The 18,036-nt window shown below is 59.4% G+C and carries 17 protein-coding genes; 13 read left to right on the top strand and 4 right to left on the bottom strand.

Annotated elements, in window-relative coordinates; all coding sequences use genetic code 11:
- The first annotated feature begins 108 nt into the window (after nt 1–108).
- Nucleotides 109–903 (top strand): deaminated glutathione amidase, encoded by a 795-nt coding sequence (locus IGS75_RS03435; RefSeq protein ID WP_202258122.1) that lies wholly within the window; start codon nt 109–111, stop codon nt 901–903.
- A gap of 513 nt (nt 904–1,416) precedes the next feature.
- On the opposite strand, the gene IGS75_RS03430 is transcribed toward IGS75_RS03435, so the two are convergent.
- Entirely contained in the window at nt 1,417–3,558 is a 2,142-nt protein-coding gene (locus IGS75_RS03430) for a TonB-dependent receptor (protein ID WP_237468959.1), read from the bottom strand.
- 120 nt (nt 3,559–3,678) lie between these two features.
- On the opposite strand from IGS75_RS03430, the gene IGS75_RS15410 reads away from it, so the two are divergent.
- The 7 genes from IGS75_RS15410 to IGS75_RS03395 all read left to right on the top strand — a co-directional run bounded on the left by IGS75_RS15410 (nt 3,679) and on the right by IGS75_RS03395 (nt 8,097).
- A complete protein-coding gene (locus tag IGS75_RS15410; RefSeq protein WP_228123746.1) occupies nt 3,679–3,921 on the top strand; it encodes a hypothetical protein in 243 nt (80 codons plus the stop codon).
- 481 nt (nt 3,922–4,402) lie between these two features.
- Nucleotides 4,403–4,813, top strand: a complete 411-nt coding sequence (locus tag IGS75_RS03420; RefSeq protein WP_202257581.1) for a hypothetical protein — start codon at nt 4,403–4,405, stop codon at nt 4,811–4,813.
- A gap of 42 nt (nt 4,814–4,855) precedes the next feature.
- Nucleotides 4,856–5,383 carry a DUF4405 domain-containing protein gene (locus IGS75_RS03415; protein ID WP_202257580.1) on the top strand — a complete coding sequence of 176 codons (528 nt, stop codon included), beginning with the start codon at nt 4,856–4,858 and terminating at the stop codon, nt 5,381–5,383.
- 161 nt (nt 5,384–5,544) lie between these two features.
- Nucleotides 5,545–6,270: a tonB-system energizer ExbB gene (gene exbB, locus IGS75_RS03410; RefSeq protein ID WP_202257579.1), complete on the top strand. Its 726-nt coding sequence runs from the start codon at nt 5,545–5,547 to the stop codon at nt 6,268–6,270.
- A 6-nt stretch (nt 6,271–6,276) separates the two neighbouring features.
- Nucleotides 6,277–6,711 carry a TonB system transport protein ExbD gene (exbD, locus tag IGS75_RS03405; protein WP_141350881.1) on the top strand — a complete coding sequence of 145 codons (435 nt, stop codon included), beginning with the start codon at nt 6,277–6,279 and terminating at the stop codon, nt 6,709–6,711.
- Nucleotides 6,711–7,544, top strand: coding sequence for an energy transducer TonB (locus IGS75_RS03400; protein ID WP_202257578.1), 834 nt, complete (start codon nt 6,711–6,713; stop codon nt 7,542–7,544). The genes exbD and IGS75_RS03400 overlap by 1 nt, the downstream gene beginning before the upstream one ends.
- 202 nt (nt 7,545–7,746) lie before the next feature.
- On the top strand, nt 7,747–8,097 hold the full coding sequence (locus IGS75_RS03395; protein ID WP_202257577.1) for a zinc ribbon domain-containing protein YjdM: 351 nt from the start codon (nt 7,747–7,749) through the stop codon (nt 8,095–8,097).
- Here IGS75_RS03395 and IGS75_RS03390 read toward each other — a convergent pair.
- Nucleotides 8,084–9,772 carry a SulP family inorganic anion transporter gene (locus tag IGS75_RS03390; protein WP_237468957.1) on the bottom strand — a complete coding sequence of 563 codons (1,689 nt, stop codon included), beginning with the start codon at nt 9,770–9,772 and terminating at the stop codon, nt 8,084–8,086. The genes IGS75_RS03395 and IGS75_RS03390 overlap by 14 nt on opposite strands.
- Nucleotides 9,773–9,908: 136 nt before the next feature.
- On the opposite strand from IGS75_RS03390, the gene IGS75_RS03385 reads away from it, so the two are divergent.
- Together IGS75_RS03385 and IGS75_RS03380 are read left to right on the top strand one after the other, a co-directional pair.
- The gene (locus IGS75_RS03385; protein ID WP_202257575.1) at nt 9,909–10,640 is read left to right on the top strand and encodes an SDR family NAD(P)-dependent oxidoreductase; all 732 of its coding nucleotides are present in this window, start codon (nt 9,909–9,911) and stop codon (nt 10,638–10,640) included.
- Between the two features lie 198 nt (nt 10,641–10,838).
- Nucleotides 10,839–11,219, top strand: coding sequence for an ArsC family reductase (locus tag IGS75_RS03380; RefSeq protein WP_202257574.1), 381 nt, complete (start codon nt 10,839–10,841; stop codon nt 11,217–11,219).
- On the opposite strand, the gene IGS75_RS03375 is transcribed toward IGS75_RS03380, so the two are convergent.
- Nucleotides 11,194–12,099, bottom strand: coding sequence for a helix-turn-helix domain-containing protein (locus IGS75_RS03375; protein ID WP_202257573.1), 906 nt, complete (start codon nt 12,097–12,099; stop codon nt 11,194–11,196). The genes IGS75_RS03380 and IGS75_RS03375 overlap by 26 nt on opposite strands.
- A 411-nt stretch (nt 12,100–12,510) precedes the next feature.
- On the opposite strand from IGS75_RS03375, the gene IGS75_RS03370 reads away from it, so the two are divergent.
- Entirely contained in the window at nt 12,511–14,982 is a 2,472-nt protein-coding gene (locus tag IGS75_RS03370) for a membrane-bound PQQ-dependent dehydrogenase, glucose/quinate/shikimate family (RefSeq protein WP_202257572.1), read from the top strand.
- Nucleotides 14,983–15,062: 80 nt separating this feature from the next.
- The gene (locus IGS75_RS03365) at nt 15,063–15,953 is read left to right on the top strand and encodes a transporter (protein WP_202257571.1); all 891 of its coding nucleotides are present in this window, start codon (nt 15,063–15,065) and stop codon (nt 15,951–15,953) included.
- Nucleotides 15,954–15,973: 20 nt separating this feature from the next.
- On the opposite strand, the gene IGS75_RS03360 is transcribed toward IGS75_RS03365, so the two are convergent.
- The gene (locus IGS75_RS03360; RefSeq protein WP_202257570.1) at nt 15,974–17,449 is read right to left on the bottom strand and encodes an aminotransferase class V-fold PLP-dependent enzyme; all 1,476 of its coding nucleotides are present in this window, start codon (nt 17,447–17,449) and stop codon (nt 15,974–15,976) included.
- Between the two features lie 110 nt (nt 17,450–17,559).
- Between IGS75_RS03360 and IGS75_RS03355 the strand changes: the two genes are divergently transcribed.
- The gene (locus tag IGS75_RS03355; protein ID WP_011252091.1) at nt 17,560–18,021 is read left to right on the top strand and encodes an Lrp/AsnC family transcriptional regulator; all 462 of its coding nucleotides are present in this window, start codon (nt 17,560–17,562) and stop codon (nt 18,019–18,021) included.
- Nucleotides 18,022–18,036: the final 15 nt, after the last annotated feature.

Here is an 18,036-nt window from a genome sequence, read left to right as displayed (position 1 = left end):
AATTACCTGCATGAATTCTGTATTTCGTCTTCACCCCATCCTACCGCTCAGGCATGCTGTGGTGGCGGGCGTGATGGCCCATGCGACTTGTGGAAATGGAATGCGGTGATGAGAGTTGCTCTGGGACAGTTTGCTGTTGCGCCGGACTGGGAAACCAACCAGCGGCAATGCCTCGACCTGATTGCACGGGCGCGGGAGGGAGGAGCAGAGCTTCTGGTCCTGCCCGAAGGGATTCTGGCTCAGGACATCAATAACCCGGAACTCCTGCCGCAGACGGCGCAGCCGCTGGACGGACCGTTCATGGAGGGGCTGCGCAAGGCCAGTCAGGGCATTGCCGTGGCGGGATGTGTGAATGTGCCTGACGGGCACGGAAGGTTCTACAACACGCAGTTCGTGTTGCGCGACGAAGCCTTCATTGCAACATATCGCAAGCTGCATCTGTATGATGCATTCAGCATGAAGGAATCCCAGCGCACCTCACCGGGGCTGGAACTGCCGCCCGTGGTGCAGATCGGGGATATGAAGGTGGGTCTTATGACCTGCTATGACGTACGCTTTCCGGAGTTGGCGCGTCATCTGGCTCTGGCGGGCGCAGAGGCCCTGCTTTTGCCTGCTGCCTGGGTGCGGGGGCCGGGCAAGGAACGCCACTGGGAAATCATGTCCGTGGCGCGGGCGCTGGAAAATACCTGCTATGTCGTGGCGGTCGGGGAATGCGGCGCGCGAAATACCGGGTTCAGCATGGTGGTCGATCCGCTGGGTGTCGTGACGCTAGCTCTGGGCGAGGCGCCGGCTCTCGGTTTTGCTACGCTGGAGCGGGAGCGGGTCGCTCATGCCCGGCAGGTGCTGCCGGTCCTGGAAAACCGACGATTTGTGGCACCGGTTCTGGCTGGTTTGAAAAACTGAAACGCGTCAGGGCCGATGCCCTGATTTGCCGGCGGGGGTAAATAGTTTTCATGCATGCTTTAGCTTCGCAATCTGGGCTCTTCCGCAAGGTCGGACTGGCAGGCTGAGTCGGTCCGGCTCGGCTATCATTATTACCACAACGCCGATACGCCCGTGACACCGCCCGAAAGTACGCGGATGTAGACTGTATGTCATAGGCAGAGAAGATATCGACATACCCATGCATTCCTGATTGTTCAGGCTCTGATGGAGCTGCTGCCAGACCCGCGAGGATTGGATCGCATCATGCTCTATCCAGACAATCTCGAAGACACGACCTACGCCGTTTATTATCCGCAATGGTCCGAGTAAGCCGGACTTGAGTGGATCCATTGCGAATTGCGTGATCTGGAAATCATGCATGACGGGCGGCTGGACAGACTGTTGGCGCAGCTTGACCGCGGCATCGGGTCGCTGCGCCAGGAGCTAGGGGGGGCTGGTTGTTCCGGTGTGAGGCCGGGTTCTTACATCCGTTCAGAACTCCGAGACGACTGAGAAGAATGTGCCGCGTCGCTGGCCGTACTGAGCCTGATAGATGCCGACGCCGCTGCCGTTGCGGAGCTGGTAGCGTTTGTCGAACAGGTTCATGACGTCCGCGCGGATTTTGATGTCATGCCCGACCGGGACCTTCGGGAAGGTGTGCTGATAGCCGATGTTGAAGACGTCGTATTGCGGCTCTTTTTCCAGATTGGCGAAGCCGCTGCGCAGGCCGTAGCCATAGACGAAATCGATATAGGCCATGTCGTGTTTCGTGGTCCAGGATGCCCCGGCCGTGGCAGTGAATTCGCCCTGATGGTCAAGCTGGATCGCGTGGTTGCGGATATAGGCGAGTTCCGCCAGATCGAACTGGTACTGCGCCGAATTGATGTCACGGGCCGAGGTTTTGACGTAGGAAAAATTACCGAACAGCGACCAGGGGCCGTGGCGCCAGGAGCTGCCGAATTCCGCGCCATAGACGCGGCCGCGTTTGTAGCTGAAGGGGGCGAGGATGACCGCGCGGCCGAACTGTCCGAGATCGGTGAGGTCATGCGCCCATTTGGCGTAGGCGTCGAGCGTGATCTGGAATTCGGGTGTGATGCGCTGGAGGATGCCGCCATCGACGTAATTCGATTTCTCGACTTTTGTGGCGCTGTTGATCGTGTTCGCGGCCGCGTTGGTGGTGCCTGCAAAGCGCGCGAGTGTGGACGGGTAGACATATTGCGGGGAAGGCGGGGCGAAATAGCGCGAATAGCCGAGATGCAGCGTCGTGGTGCGGCTGGGTTTCCAGACCATGTTCGCGCGTGGGCTGAGTTGTCCTTCATTGTCGAAGGACGAGGCGAAGCGGTCGTAACGGATGCCGTAATTAAAGGTCAGGTTATGGGTGATTTTGTACTCGTCCTGAATATAGGCGCCCGCTTCGACGGACCAGTTGCCGGTATTGTCGATCATGCGTTTTGCGGTGTTGGATGTCTGGTTTCCGGCGTCGTCCACGGGGAAGGCCAGCGTATTGGTATCCAGACGTTCGGACGTGTACTGCCCCAGCAGACCGGCCCGCAGGGTGTGATGGGGGGCGATATCGTAGGACAGGTCCGCCTGCATGCCGCCGGTCGTGAAGTCGTTGACTTCATGTTCGGAGACGCCCTGATAGATCAGGTCGCGGTCACGGTCCGGTGTGTAGTCGATCCGGCCGTAGCGGAAATAGGGTGAGATCTGAAGGTTCAGTTTCTCGGTCGTACGCTGATAGGACAGCACGGCGTAGTAGTTCTGTTCGGTCTGGCTGTCGTTCAGATTGGCCCAGTTCATGGATGGGTCATGTGGATTGACGCCCGCGACGTTGTACAGGGTCGTGTAGTCCGGGCTGGTCGTGTCGAATGTCTTGAACGAGTTGGGGATTTGGAAATCCGCGTAGGAGGCGCTTGTTAGCAGCGTGATCCGGCTTGCGTCGTCGAGATGGTAGGACAGATACGCGAAGGCTTTCTCCTGTTCGGTCACGTCATGGATGGCGCGGAACGTGTTGCTCGGGTTTTCGATGCCGATATTGTTGCGCGTGAAGGACAGGGTGGTGAAATAGTCCAGTTTTCCATGCTGGCCGCCAAACTGCACGGACGGGACGAACGTGTTGTAGCTGCCACCATACAGCGAGACCTGATTGTGTTTGAGGCTGTCGCCGGTCTTGGTCGTGACGTCCACCACGCCTGCGGTGCGGAAGCCGAACTGGGCGGGGAGGGTGCCGGTCAGCAGGTCCACGGACTGGATGATGCGCGTGTCGAGTTCCTGTCCGAAACCGTTCAGCCCTTCCGGCAGCAGCACGCCGTTGACGCGGTAGGTCAGGCCGCCATGCTCGCCGCGAACATGGACCTCGCCATAGCTGTCGAGAACAACGCCGGGGACGCGGAGGAGGATCTGGCTGAAGGCCGCGTTCTGGCCGCCGGGTGTGGTGGTGATCTGGCGTTGGTCGATGGTGTAGTCCACGGCGCCGAGGCCGGGGAAAATGCGCGCGCGTTCGTGATTGAGATGTCCTGTGACGCTGATCCGTTCGGGGGCGGAGGCTTTCTCGGGCGAGATGGTTTTCTTGACGGTCTGCGGTTTTGTTTCGGGCAATGTGGGGGCTGCGAGCGCAGTCCCGAGAACGGCCATACTGACGCTCATCCACGTGCAGGAGCGTTTATTTCGGGATAGTAAATTGATGATTATATAGCATATGCTATATTTGGTGATGTGCATGAAAGACGGCCTGCGAACGGGGTTTGGGGCATCATGGGTGATGGAAGTCTGTCAGGAATAAAGCATCTGCGTGATATTATGCAATATGCTATATTGATTGGCGCGGAGTTTTGGGGCATTGCAGCAGCAGTTTCCAATCAAGGCGCAGGTTATGGCGATGGTGCTGCGGCATTACGCGGTCAGGCGTGCGTGGATGCCATGTTGGACACGATGTGGCGGCTGGTAAAGGACGAGCCGGAATTTCTGGCGACCGTGGAGATCGAACTGGCAAGGTAGAGCAACCCGGATCTGGAAGTAGTGACGGCACCGGTTCGGGAGTGAATTGATCGGTTTATGACCCGCTGGCTTTCAGGGAGGCACATGGCCCCGTGGGACCCGTACTGCGTCGAGTTGCGGCTGCTCAATTCGGCGCTGTTCCACTGGAGGATCTGGCGCGCTTCTTTGAAGTCTGGCGGTGCTTGTTCCGGACAGATAAGGCCAAACATGCCGATGCCGTTTCTGACTGCCTTGTCGGTACCACTGTAAGGAATGTCGTGACTATGTCTGTCATCAAGGTTTGAGCGACTGCATGTGCTTTATAAGCAACAATGTCATTACCACGCATTATTGCCAATGAGAACCATTTGCAATAATGCGTGGAGTGCGGGAAACAGACCTAAGTCAGAACGTCGTGGCGCTTTTGCCTGACGCGAGGTTTCCTCCGGATCAGGCGGAAGGCGGCGTAAGATTTGTGAAGCTTCCAGGGTTCAGGTGCTGCATGCCTTCAGAAAACGATTTCTCGATTTCTTCGCCATCAGGTTCGTCTTTCAGATTCTTCCGCGATCGCTGGGGTCAGAAATGGTCGACTCTCGTCATGCTGTCACCCGGCGCAGCTTTTGGCGTCCCAGAAGGCGGGGACGCCAAGGCGCAGGATGGAACGTATACTGCAGGCACGACAGTAACTGACAGCACGATCAACCTGTCCGCTGCGCGTGTTCACGCTCAGGTGGATGCTGGCAGTAGCGACACGAACAATACCGTCCTCGATATCGGACGCACGTCGGGCATCACCATGTCGTGGAAGGACCTTTATGTGGTCTGTCTTGCGGCGGTCCGCATAATCTACTCTCCGTGGGGACAGGGCTCGAAGTCAGCCGGCACCTTTCCGCTTAAATTCCTGTTTCTCTGACATCAACCTGCGGCCGGCGCGGTGCTGGCACAAGAAAGAAACATGTTCAAAACATTCATGAACCGATACGGGACCCCACTGACGACCGGGTTCTTCATTGTCTCCGGCGTCACGGGTGTGGCGATGTTTTTCCACTGGGCGCCACAGTCGTTTCATCCCATTCATGAATGGCTGAGCATGGTGCTTCTCGCGCCGTTCATCCTTCATCTGGTGAAGAACTGGACGTCCCTGGTCAATTACGCCCGGCGCAAGACGCTGTATGTGCCGCTGATCATCGCGTTCGCGGCCTGCATCCCGTTCATCTTCCAGGTCCCGGGTGGACATGCGGGCAACCGGAAAACCGCGTTCATGGCGCTTCCGGTGCTGGAACAGGCGCCACTGTCGGATATCGCCCCTCTGGTTCACATGGATGCTGACGGCCTGATTCATCGCCTTCAGTCTCAGGGCTACACGGTCTTATCGGCGGAGCAGAGCCTCGACGATATTGCAAAAACGTCGGGACGCCCCGTCAATGATACGGTGGTCGCAGCCCTTCAGCGTCCGCATGATCATAGCGCCCATCAGGACTGAGACAAAAAGCCTCGGTCAGACCGGGGCTTTTTTCATTTCAGGCACCGAAAGTGCGCACCGGATACGATGCGACATGTAGGAGCATGCGAATTATCCTTGATAATGAGAATGACTCTTATTATCGTTGATTCAGTATCCCCGCAGTTCCTATAGGTGCCGTGATGTCCCTCAGCTTTTCCCCCTGGCAGATGTTTCTCGACGCCGGCCCGGTCGTGCGGGGTGTCATGACAATCCTGACGATGGCCTCGCTCGTGACCTGGACGATCTTCATTGCCAAAACCATTGAACTGCAGCGTCTTCGCGCGCGTCTGAAGAAGTCGGAAATCACGCTTGAAGACGCTGAGACGCTGGATATTGGCGAGGAATGGATGCGCGCCGGATCAGGCTCCGGCATTGCGCATGCGATGATCATGGCCGCTGAAGTGGAGCGTCAGCGCTCGCAGGATATTCCGGGCGACCGCGAGGGCATCAAGGAGCGTATCGTCCTGCATCTTGAGAGGCTGGAAGCTGCCGAAGGCCGCCGCCTGATGCGGGGGACTGGCGTGTTGGCGACTATCGGTGCGACGTCTCCGTTTGTCGGGTTGTTCGGCACGGTCTGGGGCATCATGTCGTCCTTCACAGGCATTGCGGCTGCCCATGCCACGAGCCTTGCGGTCGTGGCTCCGGGCATTGCCGAGGCGCTGCTTGCAACTGCGCTTGGCCTCGTCGCGGCCATTCCGGCTGTGGTTATTTACAATCATCTCGCCCGTCAGACGGCCGCCTGTCGCGCCTGTGTCGCGGATCTGACGTCGCTCGTAATGCGTCTGGTGTCGCGGGATCTGGCGCGCGGGGTCAGCGGCGGCAAGGTGCTTCGCTTCGGTCGCGATATGCTGGCTGCGGCAGAGTAAGCTTCCATGGCCATCCGGATCCGCCATGCGGACGACACCGTGCTTGAAGCGCACGAAATCAACGTCACGCCGTTCATTGATGTTATGCTGGTGCTGCTTGTGATCTTCATGGTCACGGCGCCGCTTACGACCGTCAACGTCCCCGTCGATCTTCCGTCTTCCACACAGCAGGCAGTACCGCGCCCCGATGAGCCCGTTTTCCTGACCGTCAAGGCAGATCACAATCTGGCCCTCGGGGAAAACGATGTGCCCGCCGCGCAACTGACGGAAGCCCTCGCCGCCGCGACCAAAGGTAACCGCGACGAACGCATTTTCCTGCGTGCTGATAAAACAGTGGATTACGGTACGCTGATGGATGTCATGGATCATCTGCGAAGCGCGGGTTATCTCAAGGTGGCGCTGGTAACGCTCCAGGGCCAGACGACAGGCACAACGCCCTGATGTCGGACGGGCTGATCTCTGCAAACGTGCCGCTGCCGAGGTTTCGGGAGTGGTACGCCGCAACCTGCCATGTGGAAGACCGCCGGAGCGCACGTCTCTGGGGCGGTTCTGCTCTGGGTGTTGTTGCCCTTACGGGGGCGGCCCTGTTCTGGGCCGTGATGTCCGCGCATCCCCAGCCCATTCTGGTGGCGGAACCGTCTCCGGCTGCAATCAGCATCGATCTTGCGCCTGTCCCCGTGCCGGTATCGGCACCGCAACAGGATGTCGATCCCGCTCCGCAGCAGGCAGTGGCCTCGACGGTGCCGCAGCCGGAAGACCGTCCCAAGGTCGAAGCCCCGCCAAGCCCGGCTCCCAACCCGCCGGTCCCGGTGCCAAAGACGGAGAAGGTCAGGCCGCACCAGCCAAGTGTGCACAAGCCGCTCCCACCCGTTCCGGTCAAAGCGCCGTCTGTGGAAAAGACAACAGCCCCCCGTACGGTCGAAGCTCCGCCTACGACCGCTCCGAGCGCTGCTTCGGTCACGACGTCCAGCCAGGCATCGCATGATCCCGTGACCTGGCAGGGCGAGCTGCTGGCGCGTCTGGAACGGTTTAAACGCTATCCTGAAGCAGCTCAGTCCACGCATCAGGAAGGAACGTCTCTGTTGCATTTCGTCATGGATCGCAAAGGGCATGTCCTGAGTGTCAGTCTCAAGCGTAGCGCGGGGTATGACCTGCTGGATGCGGAGACGCTGGCCTTGATCCACCGTGCAGAACCGCTGCCTATTCCGCCCGATAGTGTGCAGGGCGATCCGCTGTCCCTGACGGTTCCTATCGAGTTCTATCTGGAACACTGATCCGCTTGCCCCGCAGACCCGAAAGGTCTGCGCGCACGTTGGGGCGGAGCGTCGGAACAGTCTGTCCCGCAGCGTGGTAATCTATATTTGCCTGTTGATCGCGCGCGTCATGTCGAACGAGCAGGTTATGAAAATGCTCCATCCCCGTTTTGAAATACCGACTGCGTGCAGTAGTGTCCGGCCACAAACGGAAAAGGTCATCATGGACAGTAATCTGAAATGCCCGGTCTGCGGGTGCGAACACGTTTATCCGGATGGTGCGCTGTGGATGTGCCCGGAATGTGCGCATGAGTGGAACCCGGCCGAGACGACGGCGGAAAGTGGTGAGACTTCCGGCGAGATCCGTGATGCCAACGGCAATGTTCTGGCCGATGGTGATACCGTGACGGTCATCAAGGATCTGAAGATCAAGGGCTCGTCCATGGTCGTCAAGGGCGGCACCAAGGTGAAGAACATCCGCCTTTCAGATGGTGGCGACGGGCATGACATCGCCTGCAAGATTGCCGGGATCGGTGCGATGAACCTGAAGTCCGAATTTGTCAGGAAGGCCTGACGGTCGGAGGGGGCGCTGCGGTGTCCCCAAGGATCTGGTGGGCGGCTTTCAGCGCCGTGTGCAGTTCGGCATAGATATTGTTGTCCCCTAGTGTCGGGGTAATATGGTGCCGGTCCATATCCGCGCGCAGATATACGCTCACTCGTCCGAAAATCAGCGCAATGTCGTGCTGATGCAGTTGTGCGATCAGGGCCCGCAGGTCGGCGGCAGCGGAATAATCGATGTCCGTGACAGGGCTTGCATCCAGCACGACGCAGCGGACCGGATGAGGCGCATGCCCCACAAGGCCCAGCAGATCCTGCCGGAAGCGCGTCGAATTGGCGTAGAACAGATCCGCGCAGAACCGGAAGACAATCAGGCCGGGCGCACTTTCCAGCCCGTTCTTTGCGGGCAGGGCTTCCAGAATACCGGCGCTCGGGGATTGTTGCAGCACCATCGTATGCGGCTCGTAGCTGTGCCGGACATGGCGGAACAGCGAGAGCGCGATGGCAAGGAAAATACCTTCCTCGACGCCAACCCCCACAACGACGGCGGCTGTCGTGATGGCCAGCCAGAATTCACCGGGGCTCTCCTGCCGGATTGCCCGCAGGCCTTTCAGATCAATCATGCCGACCGCGACAGTAAAGACGATCCCCGCCAGAACGCAGCGGGGCAGGGCTTCAAGCGGGCGTGTGAGAAACAGCAGCACCAGGAGCGTCACACAGGCGAACGTGAACTGTGCCAACTGCGTGCGGGCACCGGAACGCACGGCCATGGCCGTCTGGGTCGGGCTGCCGTTGACGGTGAAAGTCCCGCTCAGTCCTGCCGCGACATTGGCTGCCGACAGGCCCAGAAGATCGCGGTTTTCATCAACGGTTTCATGAAACCGCTCCCCGAAGATGCGGGACGTGGCCGCACTCTGCGCGATGATGACGAATACGCAGGATGCCGCGACGGGCAGGAGGGCCAGAAGCTCGTTCCATGAGACGTTCGGCAGGCCGAAATGCGGCAGTCCGCCTGCAACATGCCCCAGTGTCGGGACGCCGTGATGGGACAGGTTCAGCCCCATACTCAGCGCAATACTGCCGATGACGACACAGAGCCCGGCGGGCAGATGCGGAGCCAGGCGCTGCCCGGTCATGAGAATCCCGACCGTCACAGCCGAAAGGCCTGCGACCATGAGGTGCGCATGTGGGATCTGACGGAAGGTTTCGTAAGCCTGCACCAACGGATTATGTGCGCTGATGGACACGCCCAGCATGTCGTGCAGCATTGCGATGCAGACCTGTACGCCCACCCCGGCCAGAAATCCCGTCAGCACAGTGCGGGAGAGGAAATCCGCCAGAAACCCTAGCCGAAAAACCCGCGCCACCAGCAGAAGCCCCGCACACAGCAGCGCCGTCATGCTGACGAGCGCGATGTAATGCGCACTCCCGGGTAGCGCCATCTTGCCGATCGCACTTGAGAAAATGGCTGCCGTCGCGGAATCAGCGGCCACGACCAGATGCCGAGATGATCCGAAAGCTGCGAACGCCACAAGTGGCAGCAGGACCGTATAAAGCCCCGTGACAGCAGGCATGGCCGCAATGCGCGTATAGCCCAGAACCTGCGGAATATTCACCGAGGCAAGGGATAGACCTGCGACAATATCCGTCCACCCGCGTGGGGTCCCGGTGGGGCTCTGCTGTTCCGACATGAGTTGTGTTCTAGGCCTTTGATGAAGGGATGTCTTCACAATGTCAGGGCAGTGGTTGGGTCCGGCATAAAAATGCCTCATGATCCGGACGTTAAAGACGGATCTTTCGTCATCGCAGTCAGGAAGGAACAGGGTCATGACCCAGAGAGTAGCGCTCATTACCGGCGGATCACGCGGCATCGGCGCGGCCATCGCGCTGAAGCTGGCACAGGATGGCTTCGATATCGCCATCACTTACGCCCGCAATGAAAAAGCTGCGCAGAAAATTGTCTCGGAAGTTGAGGCACTGGGCCGCAAGGCCGTCGCCGTTCAGGCCGATGGCGGCAGCACGGACGGCAATGTCGCAGCCATCACGAAAACGCATGAAGCGTTCGGGCGTCTGGATGCACTGGTATGTAATGCGGGCATCTACCCCTATGGCCCGATCGCCCAGATGACCGTCACGCAGATCGAGGATGTCCTGAACCTCAACCTGCGCGCGGCGATGATCGAAACGGTCGAAGCCCTGAAATATATGCAGACGGGTGGCCGTCTGATCTACATCGGCTCGGCCTTCGGTGAGCGCGCACCGTTCCCGGGCATCTCGCTCTATGCGGCAACGAAGGCTGGCCTGATCGGCTTTACGAAGGGTGTGGCACGGGATCTCGGACCGCAGGGCATCACGGCGAACATCGTTGAGCCCGGCCCGATCGCAACGGACCTCAATCCCGAGGACGGAGCGGCCGCCGCCGTTATTCGCAAGTTCACGGCCACGGAATCCTACGGCAAGGTCCATGACATTGCCCGCACCGTGTCGTTCCTCGCCAGTCCGGACGCGTCCTACATTACAGGTGCGTCCATTCTGGTGGATGGCGGTCTCGTCGCCTGAGACCCAAAACGGCTCCCTCGCGATGAGGGAGCCGCCGTAGCGCGGGCGTTCTCCACAAAAAAAATAACTCCGGATTTTGGCGTTTTTGACAAACCGTGATGACCCCAGCCCCGGTGCTGGATTTGTGGGAATGACCACGTCATGGTTTCATGATGAACAACGTCTCCGGCCATGCCGGAAAAATGAGGAAGCAGTCCCATGGCCGCATCAATCACGATCTACGGCATTCCCAACTGCGATACGATGCGCAAGGCGCGGACATGGCTGGCCGAACACGGGGTGGCGGTTACGTTCCATGATTATCGCAAGGACGGCGTCGATCGGGGGCAGCTTGAAGGCTGGGTGGCTCAACTGGGCTGGGAGAAGCTGCTGAACCGTTCGGGAACGACGTTTCGCAGGCTGTCACCCGAACTGAAGGACAGCCTTGATGCGGAACGTGCCATTGCGCTCATGCTGGAGCAGCCTGCCATGATCCGGCGTCCGGTTCTGGAAGGTCCTGGCCTGCTGCTGGTCGGATTCCGTCCTGACGATTACGCCGCAGCTCTGTCAGGTTTCAGCGCTCAAGATCCAACGCCCTGATCTTGCGGTGCAGCGTCGCGCGGCTCACGCCCAGAAGACGCGCGGCGGCACTGACATTTCCGTGGACCGTCGCAAGGGCGGAGTGAATGACCTGAGCTTCTGCCCGGCGGAAATTGGGCTCTTCCTGCGCATCGAGCAGGGGCAGCAGGGCGGGGAGGCTGGACAGCTCGCCCTCGGGCCAGTTCATGTGCTGGCGGCTGGCATGTGTCGCACCTTGGACATGACCGTCACGGTCAAGAGCGACTAACATCGACGAGGATGACGTGGACGGCCCCAGGGTCATGATCATGGCCTGCCCGAAGCGGTCATGAAACAGTTTTTCCTCCACGCGCCGGGCAGTCGTGAGGAGCGCATCCATCAGCAGCTGCGCGGCAGGCACGACGTTCTCCGCCGTAAATGAGCAGATATTCATCGCGCCTGCGAGTTCCCCGATGGAATTATAGACCGGTACGGCCATGCCGGTCAGCTTGCGGAAACATAGCCGCCAGTGCTGGTCATGCACGACCATAACGGGGCGTTCCTCACGCAGGCAGGTGCCGATGGCATTAGTTCCTGCGTTCTGCTCGTCCCATACCGCTCCTGCCTGAAAACGCCAGCGCCTGCAGCCGCTGAGCTGGCTGCGCTGGGTGTGGCGGGAGAGAACGATCCCTGTGGGATCGGCCAGCATGACCGTGAAATCCAGCCGATCCACGAGCCTGTGCAGATGCTGCATCTCGGGCAGGGCACTCTGGATCAGGCGCTGGGTGCGTCCGCTGACGAAGCGCAGCTCCGGCTGGCTGAGGACTTCTGTTTCCCACCGCTCGGACGGATCCAGATTGTAGTTCGTGGAGCATCTTGCCCATGAAGCGGTCAGGCAGGTGCGGGACAGTGTTGTGGTCATCGCGCTCCTCGCACTGCGTCGTACCTGTCGCAGTTCTGAGACAGGTACGACGCAGACGGTCACAAACGGGTGAAAGTTCAATGATGTGGGATAGCCCGCAACGAAAAAAATCAGGAATGACGTTTTCCGGAAAAGGCGAAGCGTTGCGTATCGGGGATGCTGTTTCGCAGGCCATCGGTAACGCAGTGCTCCTTCTCTTTTCTGGTTCAGTGCTGTGGAGCGGAGGGGAAGCAGGCATGAAGCCGGAGCTGTTAGCAGGCGCCGCTTTTTGCTGCTCCTGCTGTTCGAACAGGGCTCTCCCGTCCGTCACAGCCATGACGGGACGCAAACGGTAACGCGTTCCGCCGATGACCAGGAAAGACAAATCATTTCAGGGGGAATGGTTTTCGTTTTTCGCAAGAACGAGGTGTCATGTCTGCTTCACTCCAGAGGGTAATGTCTTCATTAACCTCTATCCTGCTCGCACTTGTCGGGCTTTTCCTGCTGGGAGGGGGAGGATATCTCCTCATTCTCGGTGGTTCGTGGTTCTACGCCCTTCTGGGCCTCGTGATGCTTGCTGCTGCGGGTATCAGCTTCAGGAATCCCCTGCTGGCCGCGCGGCTGTACGCGGCCCTTCTGCTGGTGGCGACCATCTGGTCCGTTCTTGAAGTCGGGTTCGACATCTGGGGTCTGGAAGTCCGTCTTTTCACGCTCGTCGGCATTGCGGCCTGGATGCTGCTGCCATGGGTGTGGCGCACGGGCCGGAACTGGACTTCGGACAAGCGCGAACTGCTCGGTTCGGCCGTCATTGCGATGGTTGCGATTATCGCAAGCTGCTTCACGTCTTACTCCATCAACGGCACGCTCCCCGCGGACCGCATGGCCGCGAACGGACAATCCGATCTGACGGCGAAAGACACGCCCGAAGCCGACTGGCCCGCCTACGGCCGCACGGTGGGTGGTGATCGCTACAGCCCGCTGGCCCAGATTACGCCTGCGAATATCAGCAACCTCAAACGCGCTTGGGTGACCCGCACGGGTGACGTCCAGAAGTCTGACGAAGGTGTTGTCGCAGGTCCTGATCAGGGCCACGAGTTCAACCTTGAGGTCACCCCCATCAAGGTTGATGACACGCTCTATCTTTGCACGCCGCACAACTGGGTCATGGCTCTCGATGCCAGAACCGGCAAGGTGAAGTGGAAGTTCGATCCCAAGCCGGCTGCGGCCGATCTGGCGGCGAACGTCTATCTGGCCTGCCGTGGCGTGTCCTATTACAAGGCGCCGGACGACTATCAGGCTCCGGACGGCTCCAAGGCCTGCCAGAAGCGCCTTTTCTCCCCGGTCGGCGACGTGCGTCTGCTGGCTGTCGATGCCGAAACCGGCAAGCCCTGCGAAGACTTCGGCGAGCACGGCTTTATTTCTCTGCGCCAGTATCTCGGTCATGTTCCGCATGGCTTCCATTTCGTGACGTCCCCGCCGCTGGTGGTGAAGGATCGCGTGGTGCTGGGCGGTTGGATCTTCGACAACCAGGCGAATTTCGAACCTTCCGGCGCAATCCGTGCGTTCAACCCGATCACGGGTGAGATCGAATGGGCCTGGGATGCCGGTCACAACCCGGAAAACTGGAAGCCCGGCCCGAACGACGAGCTGACGCGTGACACCCCGAACGCATGGGGCGTCTACACGGCCGATCCGGATCTCGGCCTGCTGTATATCCCGACGGGTAACTCTCCTCCGGACAACTGGGGTGGCTCGCGCCGTCCGTTCGACGACGCAACCTCCAGCGCCACGATCGCTCTCGATATCGAGACGGGTGAACGCCGCTGGACCTTCCAGACCGTTCATCATGACCTGTGGGACATGGATCTTCCGATCGGTCCGTCCATGGTTGATCTGCCCGGCCCGAATGGTGAAAACATTCCGGCTCTGATCCAGAGTACCAAGCGCGGAGAGTTCTTTGTTCTGGACCGTCGGACCGGCAAGCCGGTTCCAGGTTACCCGGTTGAAGAACGTCCGGTTCCGACCGCGGGTGTTGCCGCGGATGACCATGTCTCCCCGACGCAGCCTTACGCAGTTGGTCTGCCGTCCCTGACGCCGCCGGACCTCAAGGAAAGCGACATGTGGGGCGCGACGCTGCTGGATCAGATGATCTGCCGCATCCAGTTCCGTCAGTCCGCTTACGAAGGTCAGTTCACGCCGCCACATGTCGGCAAGACGACGATCGTCTATCCGGCATTCTATGGTGTGGTTGACTGGCAGGGCGCATCCATCGATCCGCAGCGCAAACTGTTGATCGCCAATGCGAGCTACCTGCCGTTCCGGATCCGTCTGGAAAAGCGACAGCAGGCTGAAAACGCCGGTATTCTGCCGAAGTGGAACGGCCAGGGCGACAAGCCGGAAGCCAAGGGTGACGCTCTCAGTGTCTCTCCTGATTACGGAACGCCTTACATCGCTTACACCAGCCCATGGCTCAACCCGCTTCAGATCCCCTGCAAGGGCCCGGCCTGGGGAACGATCACGGCAATCGATCTGGTTACGAAGAAGATTGTCTGGCAGCACCCTGTCGGCACCACGCGCGACACGGGGCCTTTCCGGACGCATAACAACCTTCCGCTTCCGACCGGTATGTACAACATCGGTGGCAGCGTCCTGACCAAGGGCGGCGTGTCCTTTATGGGTGCGACGGCCGACGACTACCTGCGCGGTTTCGACATGTCGAACGGCAAGGTCATCTGGCAGGACCGTCTGCCTGCTGGCGGACAGGCCACGCCGATGTCCTATCAAATCGATGGGAAGCAGTATGTTGTGATCGCCGCTGGCGGTCATGGGGGCCTTGGCACCCGCAGCGGTGATTATATCATCGCTTACAGCCTGAACGGAGACCAGAGCGCCCCTGCGCACTGATCGCCCACTTACGGACGGAGCGTGTCTTTTACTGAGGACACGCTCCACACTCCCGCTCACACTCTATGGAAATTCACGTTATGCGTTGCAAATTCACGCTCGGAGTGCGTCTTGGTGCCCTGACGGCCTGGTTGCCTGCTGTTGCTCTCGTTCCAGGCTTTGCCGCTCATGGTGCGGATATTCCACTGGCCATCATCGGACCGCACGAATACGACCTGCCGGTCGATTTCAAACCGTTCAACGTGGTCGTGCAGTATGGTGACGGAAACGCTGCTGGCTCCGTTTACGACAGTGGCGGACAGCGACGGGCGCGAGGTGGCAGTCACACCTGGAGCGGTATGACGAAATACGTGCATTTCCGCAGTTTCGACGCGATCCCGCATGTCGGCTTCGCCTTCGAACTGATCCAGTCCGAGGCCTACACGCTGGCTAACGGGCAGAACTGGGGTGGTCTGGGTACGACAATCGTCGGACCCGCCGCCTGGTTCAAGCCCAACAAGCACAGCACGCTCGGGATCCAGACCTTCATGGAAACACCGTCGGGCACGCGGGATTCCATGGCGATGCATTACTGGGCTAACCTGTCGAGCATCATCTTCGATTACGAATGGAAGCATTTCAGCTTCGATGGCGATCTGGGCAGTGTCGTAAGCTCCACCAAACATCGCAATGGCGAACACAGCTATTCGGCTGGAAACGTGTTCTACACGAACCTGCGCTTCAGCTGGAAAGCCACGTCACGCATCGAGCCGTTCTTGTCGCTCGACTGGCAGAACAGTGGCGGCATGCACGACAACACGTCCAATCTGTGGGTCGCCAATTCCAGCAGCCGCGAAACGGCGCTTGGCGTCGGTGCAATGTTTTTAATCACCAAACGCCTGTCGTTCACACCCCGTTATTCTCATTCCGTCGAAGGACGGAACGTGCCGGAGACGAACGCCTATTACATGAAGATCGCCTATCTGTTCTGAGAGCGTGTTCGCGGCCTGTTTCAGGCCGCTGCCTTCGGACGGAAGCGCGCCGTGGTGATGTCGCAGTCATACTGTGCCGCCGTCTCGCAGGGATTGCTGGCGAGTTCGTTGATAGCGTTCAGGATGCGCTCGACCTTGCTGTCATCCATCAGCACACTGAAATTCAGGCGTGTCCAGCCAGGTTTTTCGATTTCCTGACCCGAGAGAATGGCGCTGCGGATCAGGCCAGACTCATTTTCATCAATGCCTAGCAGACGATGCGCATACGGCCCTGCACACGCACAGCCACCCCGGACCTGAATGCCGTAACGGTCCGACAGCATGCGCGTGAAAAGCTGCTGATGGATGAACACATTGTTCTTCACATCGCGGATACGGAACGAAAAGATCGGCAGTGCGTCGGCAGTCGGATGTCCTAGGATCTCGATGGCGGGATTGTTGCTCCAGGCTTTTACGGCCCGGGCGCGCAGTTCCGCATTGCGCTGCGCCATATAGGCGTCTCCGATGACGTCCTTGACGATGAAGGCCAGCGCGGCGCGGATATCTCCGATCACGTTCGGTGTCCCGCTTTCTTCGCGGGCAGCGAGGTTCGCGGTGTAGTCGTGGTTCCAGGGCGAAACAAAACGCACGGTACCACCGCCCGGAAGGACAGGTGTCGTGCGGAGCATGGCGGTATTGCGGACGATCAGTATGCCGGACGCTGCCGGGCCACCGATGAACTTGTGGCAGGACACGACGACCGCATCTTTCTCGAACGGTGTGCCGGGCTGCATGTCAATCGGGCAGTATGGTCCGGCTCCGGCATAATCCCAGATCGACAGGGCACCATTTCGCTTGAGCAGGTCAGTGACGGCGTTCACATCTGTCAGGATGCCCGTGACGTTGGAAGCGGCCGAGAACGAGCCGATTTTCAGACGGTCTGCGGGGTAGGATTTCAAGGCCTGTTCCAGACCATGCAGATCCGGTCCACCTTCGGGCGCCTCAGGAATTTCGACAATCTCCGCACCGCTCTCACGCCAGGGCAGGATGTTGGAGTGATGCTCGTAAGGGCCGATAAAAACGACGGGCCGCTTGCCAGCTTCACACAGAGCCGGGATTTCCAGCAGATGAACGAGACGGTTCAGCCCGGCCGTTGCGCCATTGCCCATAAAGATGGTCGTGAAATCGGGGGAGGGGGCATGACAGAACCGGGCGATCATGGCGCGGGCGCTGTTGCGCAGGCGCGTCATGTAAGCGCCGCAGAAAGACGCTTCGGTGTGACTGTTGGCATAGAACGGCAGGATCTCGTCCATGATGAACGTCTCGATCTGCTTCAGCGCACGGCCGGAGGCAACATAATCGGCATAAAGCAGGGATTGCGTCCCGAACGGCGTCGAGAACTTCGCACCATCGCCAATTACACCCTTGGCCAGCGCGCTCAACCCGTTGTTGCGCAGCGTCTGCTCGAACTGTTCAAGAATGGCGGTGCTGTTGTCGAGATTGCCGATCGTTTCCATGACGCGATGTTCTTCCTCTGCGTGGGAACTGAACGATAGACCGACAGAAAGAGTAAAAACCTCTTCTTTTTTGAGGATGAAAAATCGTTTTTGTGGTCATATGATGCGATATGGCCAGAAAACTCGATCAAACAGACAGGGCGATCCTGAGAATCCTCCAAAAGCAGGGTACCCCTTCCCAGCGTGAACTCGCCGAGAAGGTTGGTCTGTCGCAGAATGCCTGCTGGCGGCGCCTGAACGCCCTGCGCGAAGACGGCGTGATCGCCCATGACACGGTGCGGCTCAACGCCTCTGCGCTGGGCCTGACGCTGACGGTGTTCGTGCTGATGCGTACGCGCCATCATTCGCGCGAATGGTTCGAGACATTTCGCAAGGTGGTCGGTTCGATCCCGAACATAGTTGATTTTTATCGGATCGCGGGTGAATACGATTATCTTCTGAAAGTGGTGGCCTGTGATATGAACGATTTCGATCGTGTCTATCAGCAGATCATCAGCAAGGTGGAGCTTGATGCCATCACCTCTTACATGACCATGGAAACCCTGGCGGACAACAGAGATCTTCCGGTCTGAAACGTCTGGCCCGCA

Origin of the sequence: Gluconobacter sphaericus (genome assembly GCF_016757795.1) — a bacterium.
GTDB classification, from domain to species: domain Bacteria; phylum Pseudomonadota; class Alphaproteobacteria; order Acetobacterales; family Acetobacteraceae; genus Gluconobacter; species Gluconobacter sphaericus.
Note: the sequence above shows the minus strand (reverse complement) of the source record. Positions and strands in the feature narration are given on the sequence as shown.

Excerpts from the sequence above, each read along its gene's own strand:
- IGS75_RS03370 (WP_202257572.1), top strand. The coding sequence starts at position 12,511 with ATGTCTGCTTCACTCCAGAGGGTAATGTCTTCATTAACCTCTATCCTG.
- IGS75_RS03435 (WP_202258122.1), top strand. The coding sequence starts at position 109 with ATGAGAGTTGCTCTGGGACAGTTTGCTGTTGCGCCGGACTGGGAAACC.
- IGS75_RS03430 (WP_237468959.1), bottom strand. The coding sequence starts at position 3,558 with ATGGCCGTTCTCGGGACTGCGCTCGCAGCCCCCACATTGCCCGAAACA.
- IGS75_RS03395 (WP_202257577.1), top strand. The coding sequence starts at position 7,747 with ATGGACAGTAATCTGAAATGCCCGGTCTGCGGGTGCGAACACGTTTAT.
- IGS75_RS03365 (WP_202257571.1), top strand. The coding sequence starts at position 15,063 with ATGCGTTGCAAATTCACGCTCGGAGTGCGTCTTGGTGCCCTGACGGCC.
- IGS75_RS03355 (WP_011252091.1), top strand. The coding sequence starts at position 17,560 with ATGGCCAGAAAACTCGATCAAACAGACAGGGCGATCCTGAGAATCCTC.
- IGS75_RS03375 (WP_202257573.1), bottom strand. The coding sequence starts at position 12,099 with ATGACCACAACACTGTCCCGCACCTGCCTGACCGCTTCATGGGCAAGA.
- IGS75_RS15410 (WP_228123746.1), top strand. The coding sequence starts at position 3,679 with ATGGGTGATGGAAGTCTGTCAGGAATAAAGCATCTGCGTGATATTATG.
- exbB (WP_202257579.1), top strand. The coding sequence starts at position 5,545 with ATGTCCCTCAGCTTTTCCCCCTGGCAGATGTTTCTCGACGCCGGCCCG.
- IGS75_RS03415 (WP_202257580.1), top strand. The coding sequence starts at position 4,856 with ATGTTCAAAACATTCATGAACCGATACGGGACCCCACTGACGACCGGG.
- IGS75_RS03420 (WP_202257581.1), top strand. The coding sequence starts at position 4,403 with ATGCCTTCAGAAAACGATTTCTCGATTTCTTCGCCATCAGGTTCGTCT.
- IGS75_RS03360 (WP_202257570.1), bottom strand. The coding sequence starts at position 17,449 with ATGGAAACGATCGGCAATCTCGACAACAGCACCGCCATTCTTGAACAG.
- IGS75_RS03390 (WP_237468957.1), bottom strand. The coding sequence starts at position 9,772 with ATGTCGGAACAGCAGAGCCCCACCGGGACCCCACGCGGGTGGACGGAT.
- IGS75_RS03380 (WP_202257574.1), top strand. The coding sequence starts at position 10,839 with ATGGCCGCATCAATCACGATCTACGGCATTCCCAACTGCGATACGATG.
- IGS75_RS03400 (WP_202257578.1), top strand. The coding sequence starts at position 6,711 with ATGTCGGACGGGCTGATCTCTGCAAACGTGCCGCTGCCGAGGTTTCGG.
- exbD (WP_141350881.1), top strand. The coding sequence starts at position 6,277 with ATGGCCATCCGGATCCGCCATGCGGACGACACCGTGCTTGAAGCGCAC.
- IGS75_RS03385 (WP_202257575.1), top strand. The coding sequence starts at position 9,909 with ATGACCCAGAGAGTAGCGCTCATTACCGGCGGATCACGCGGCATCGGC.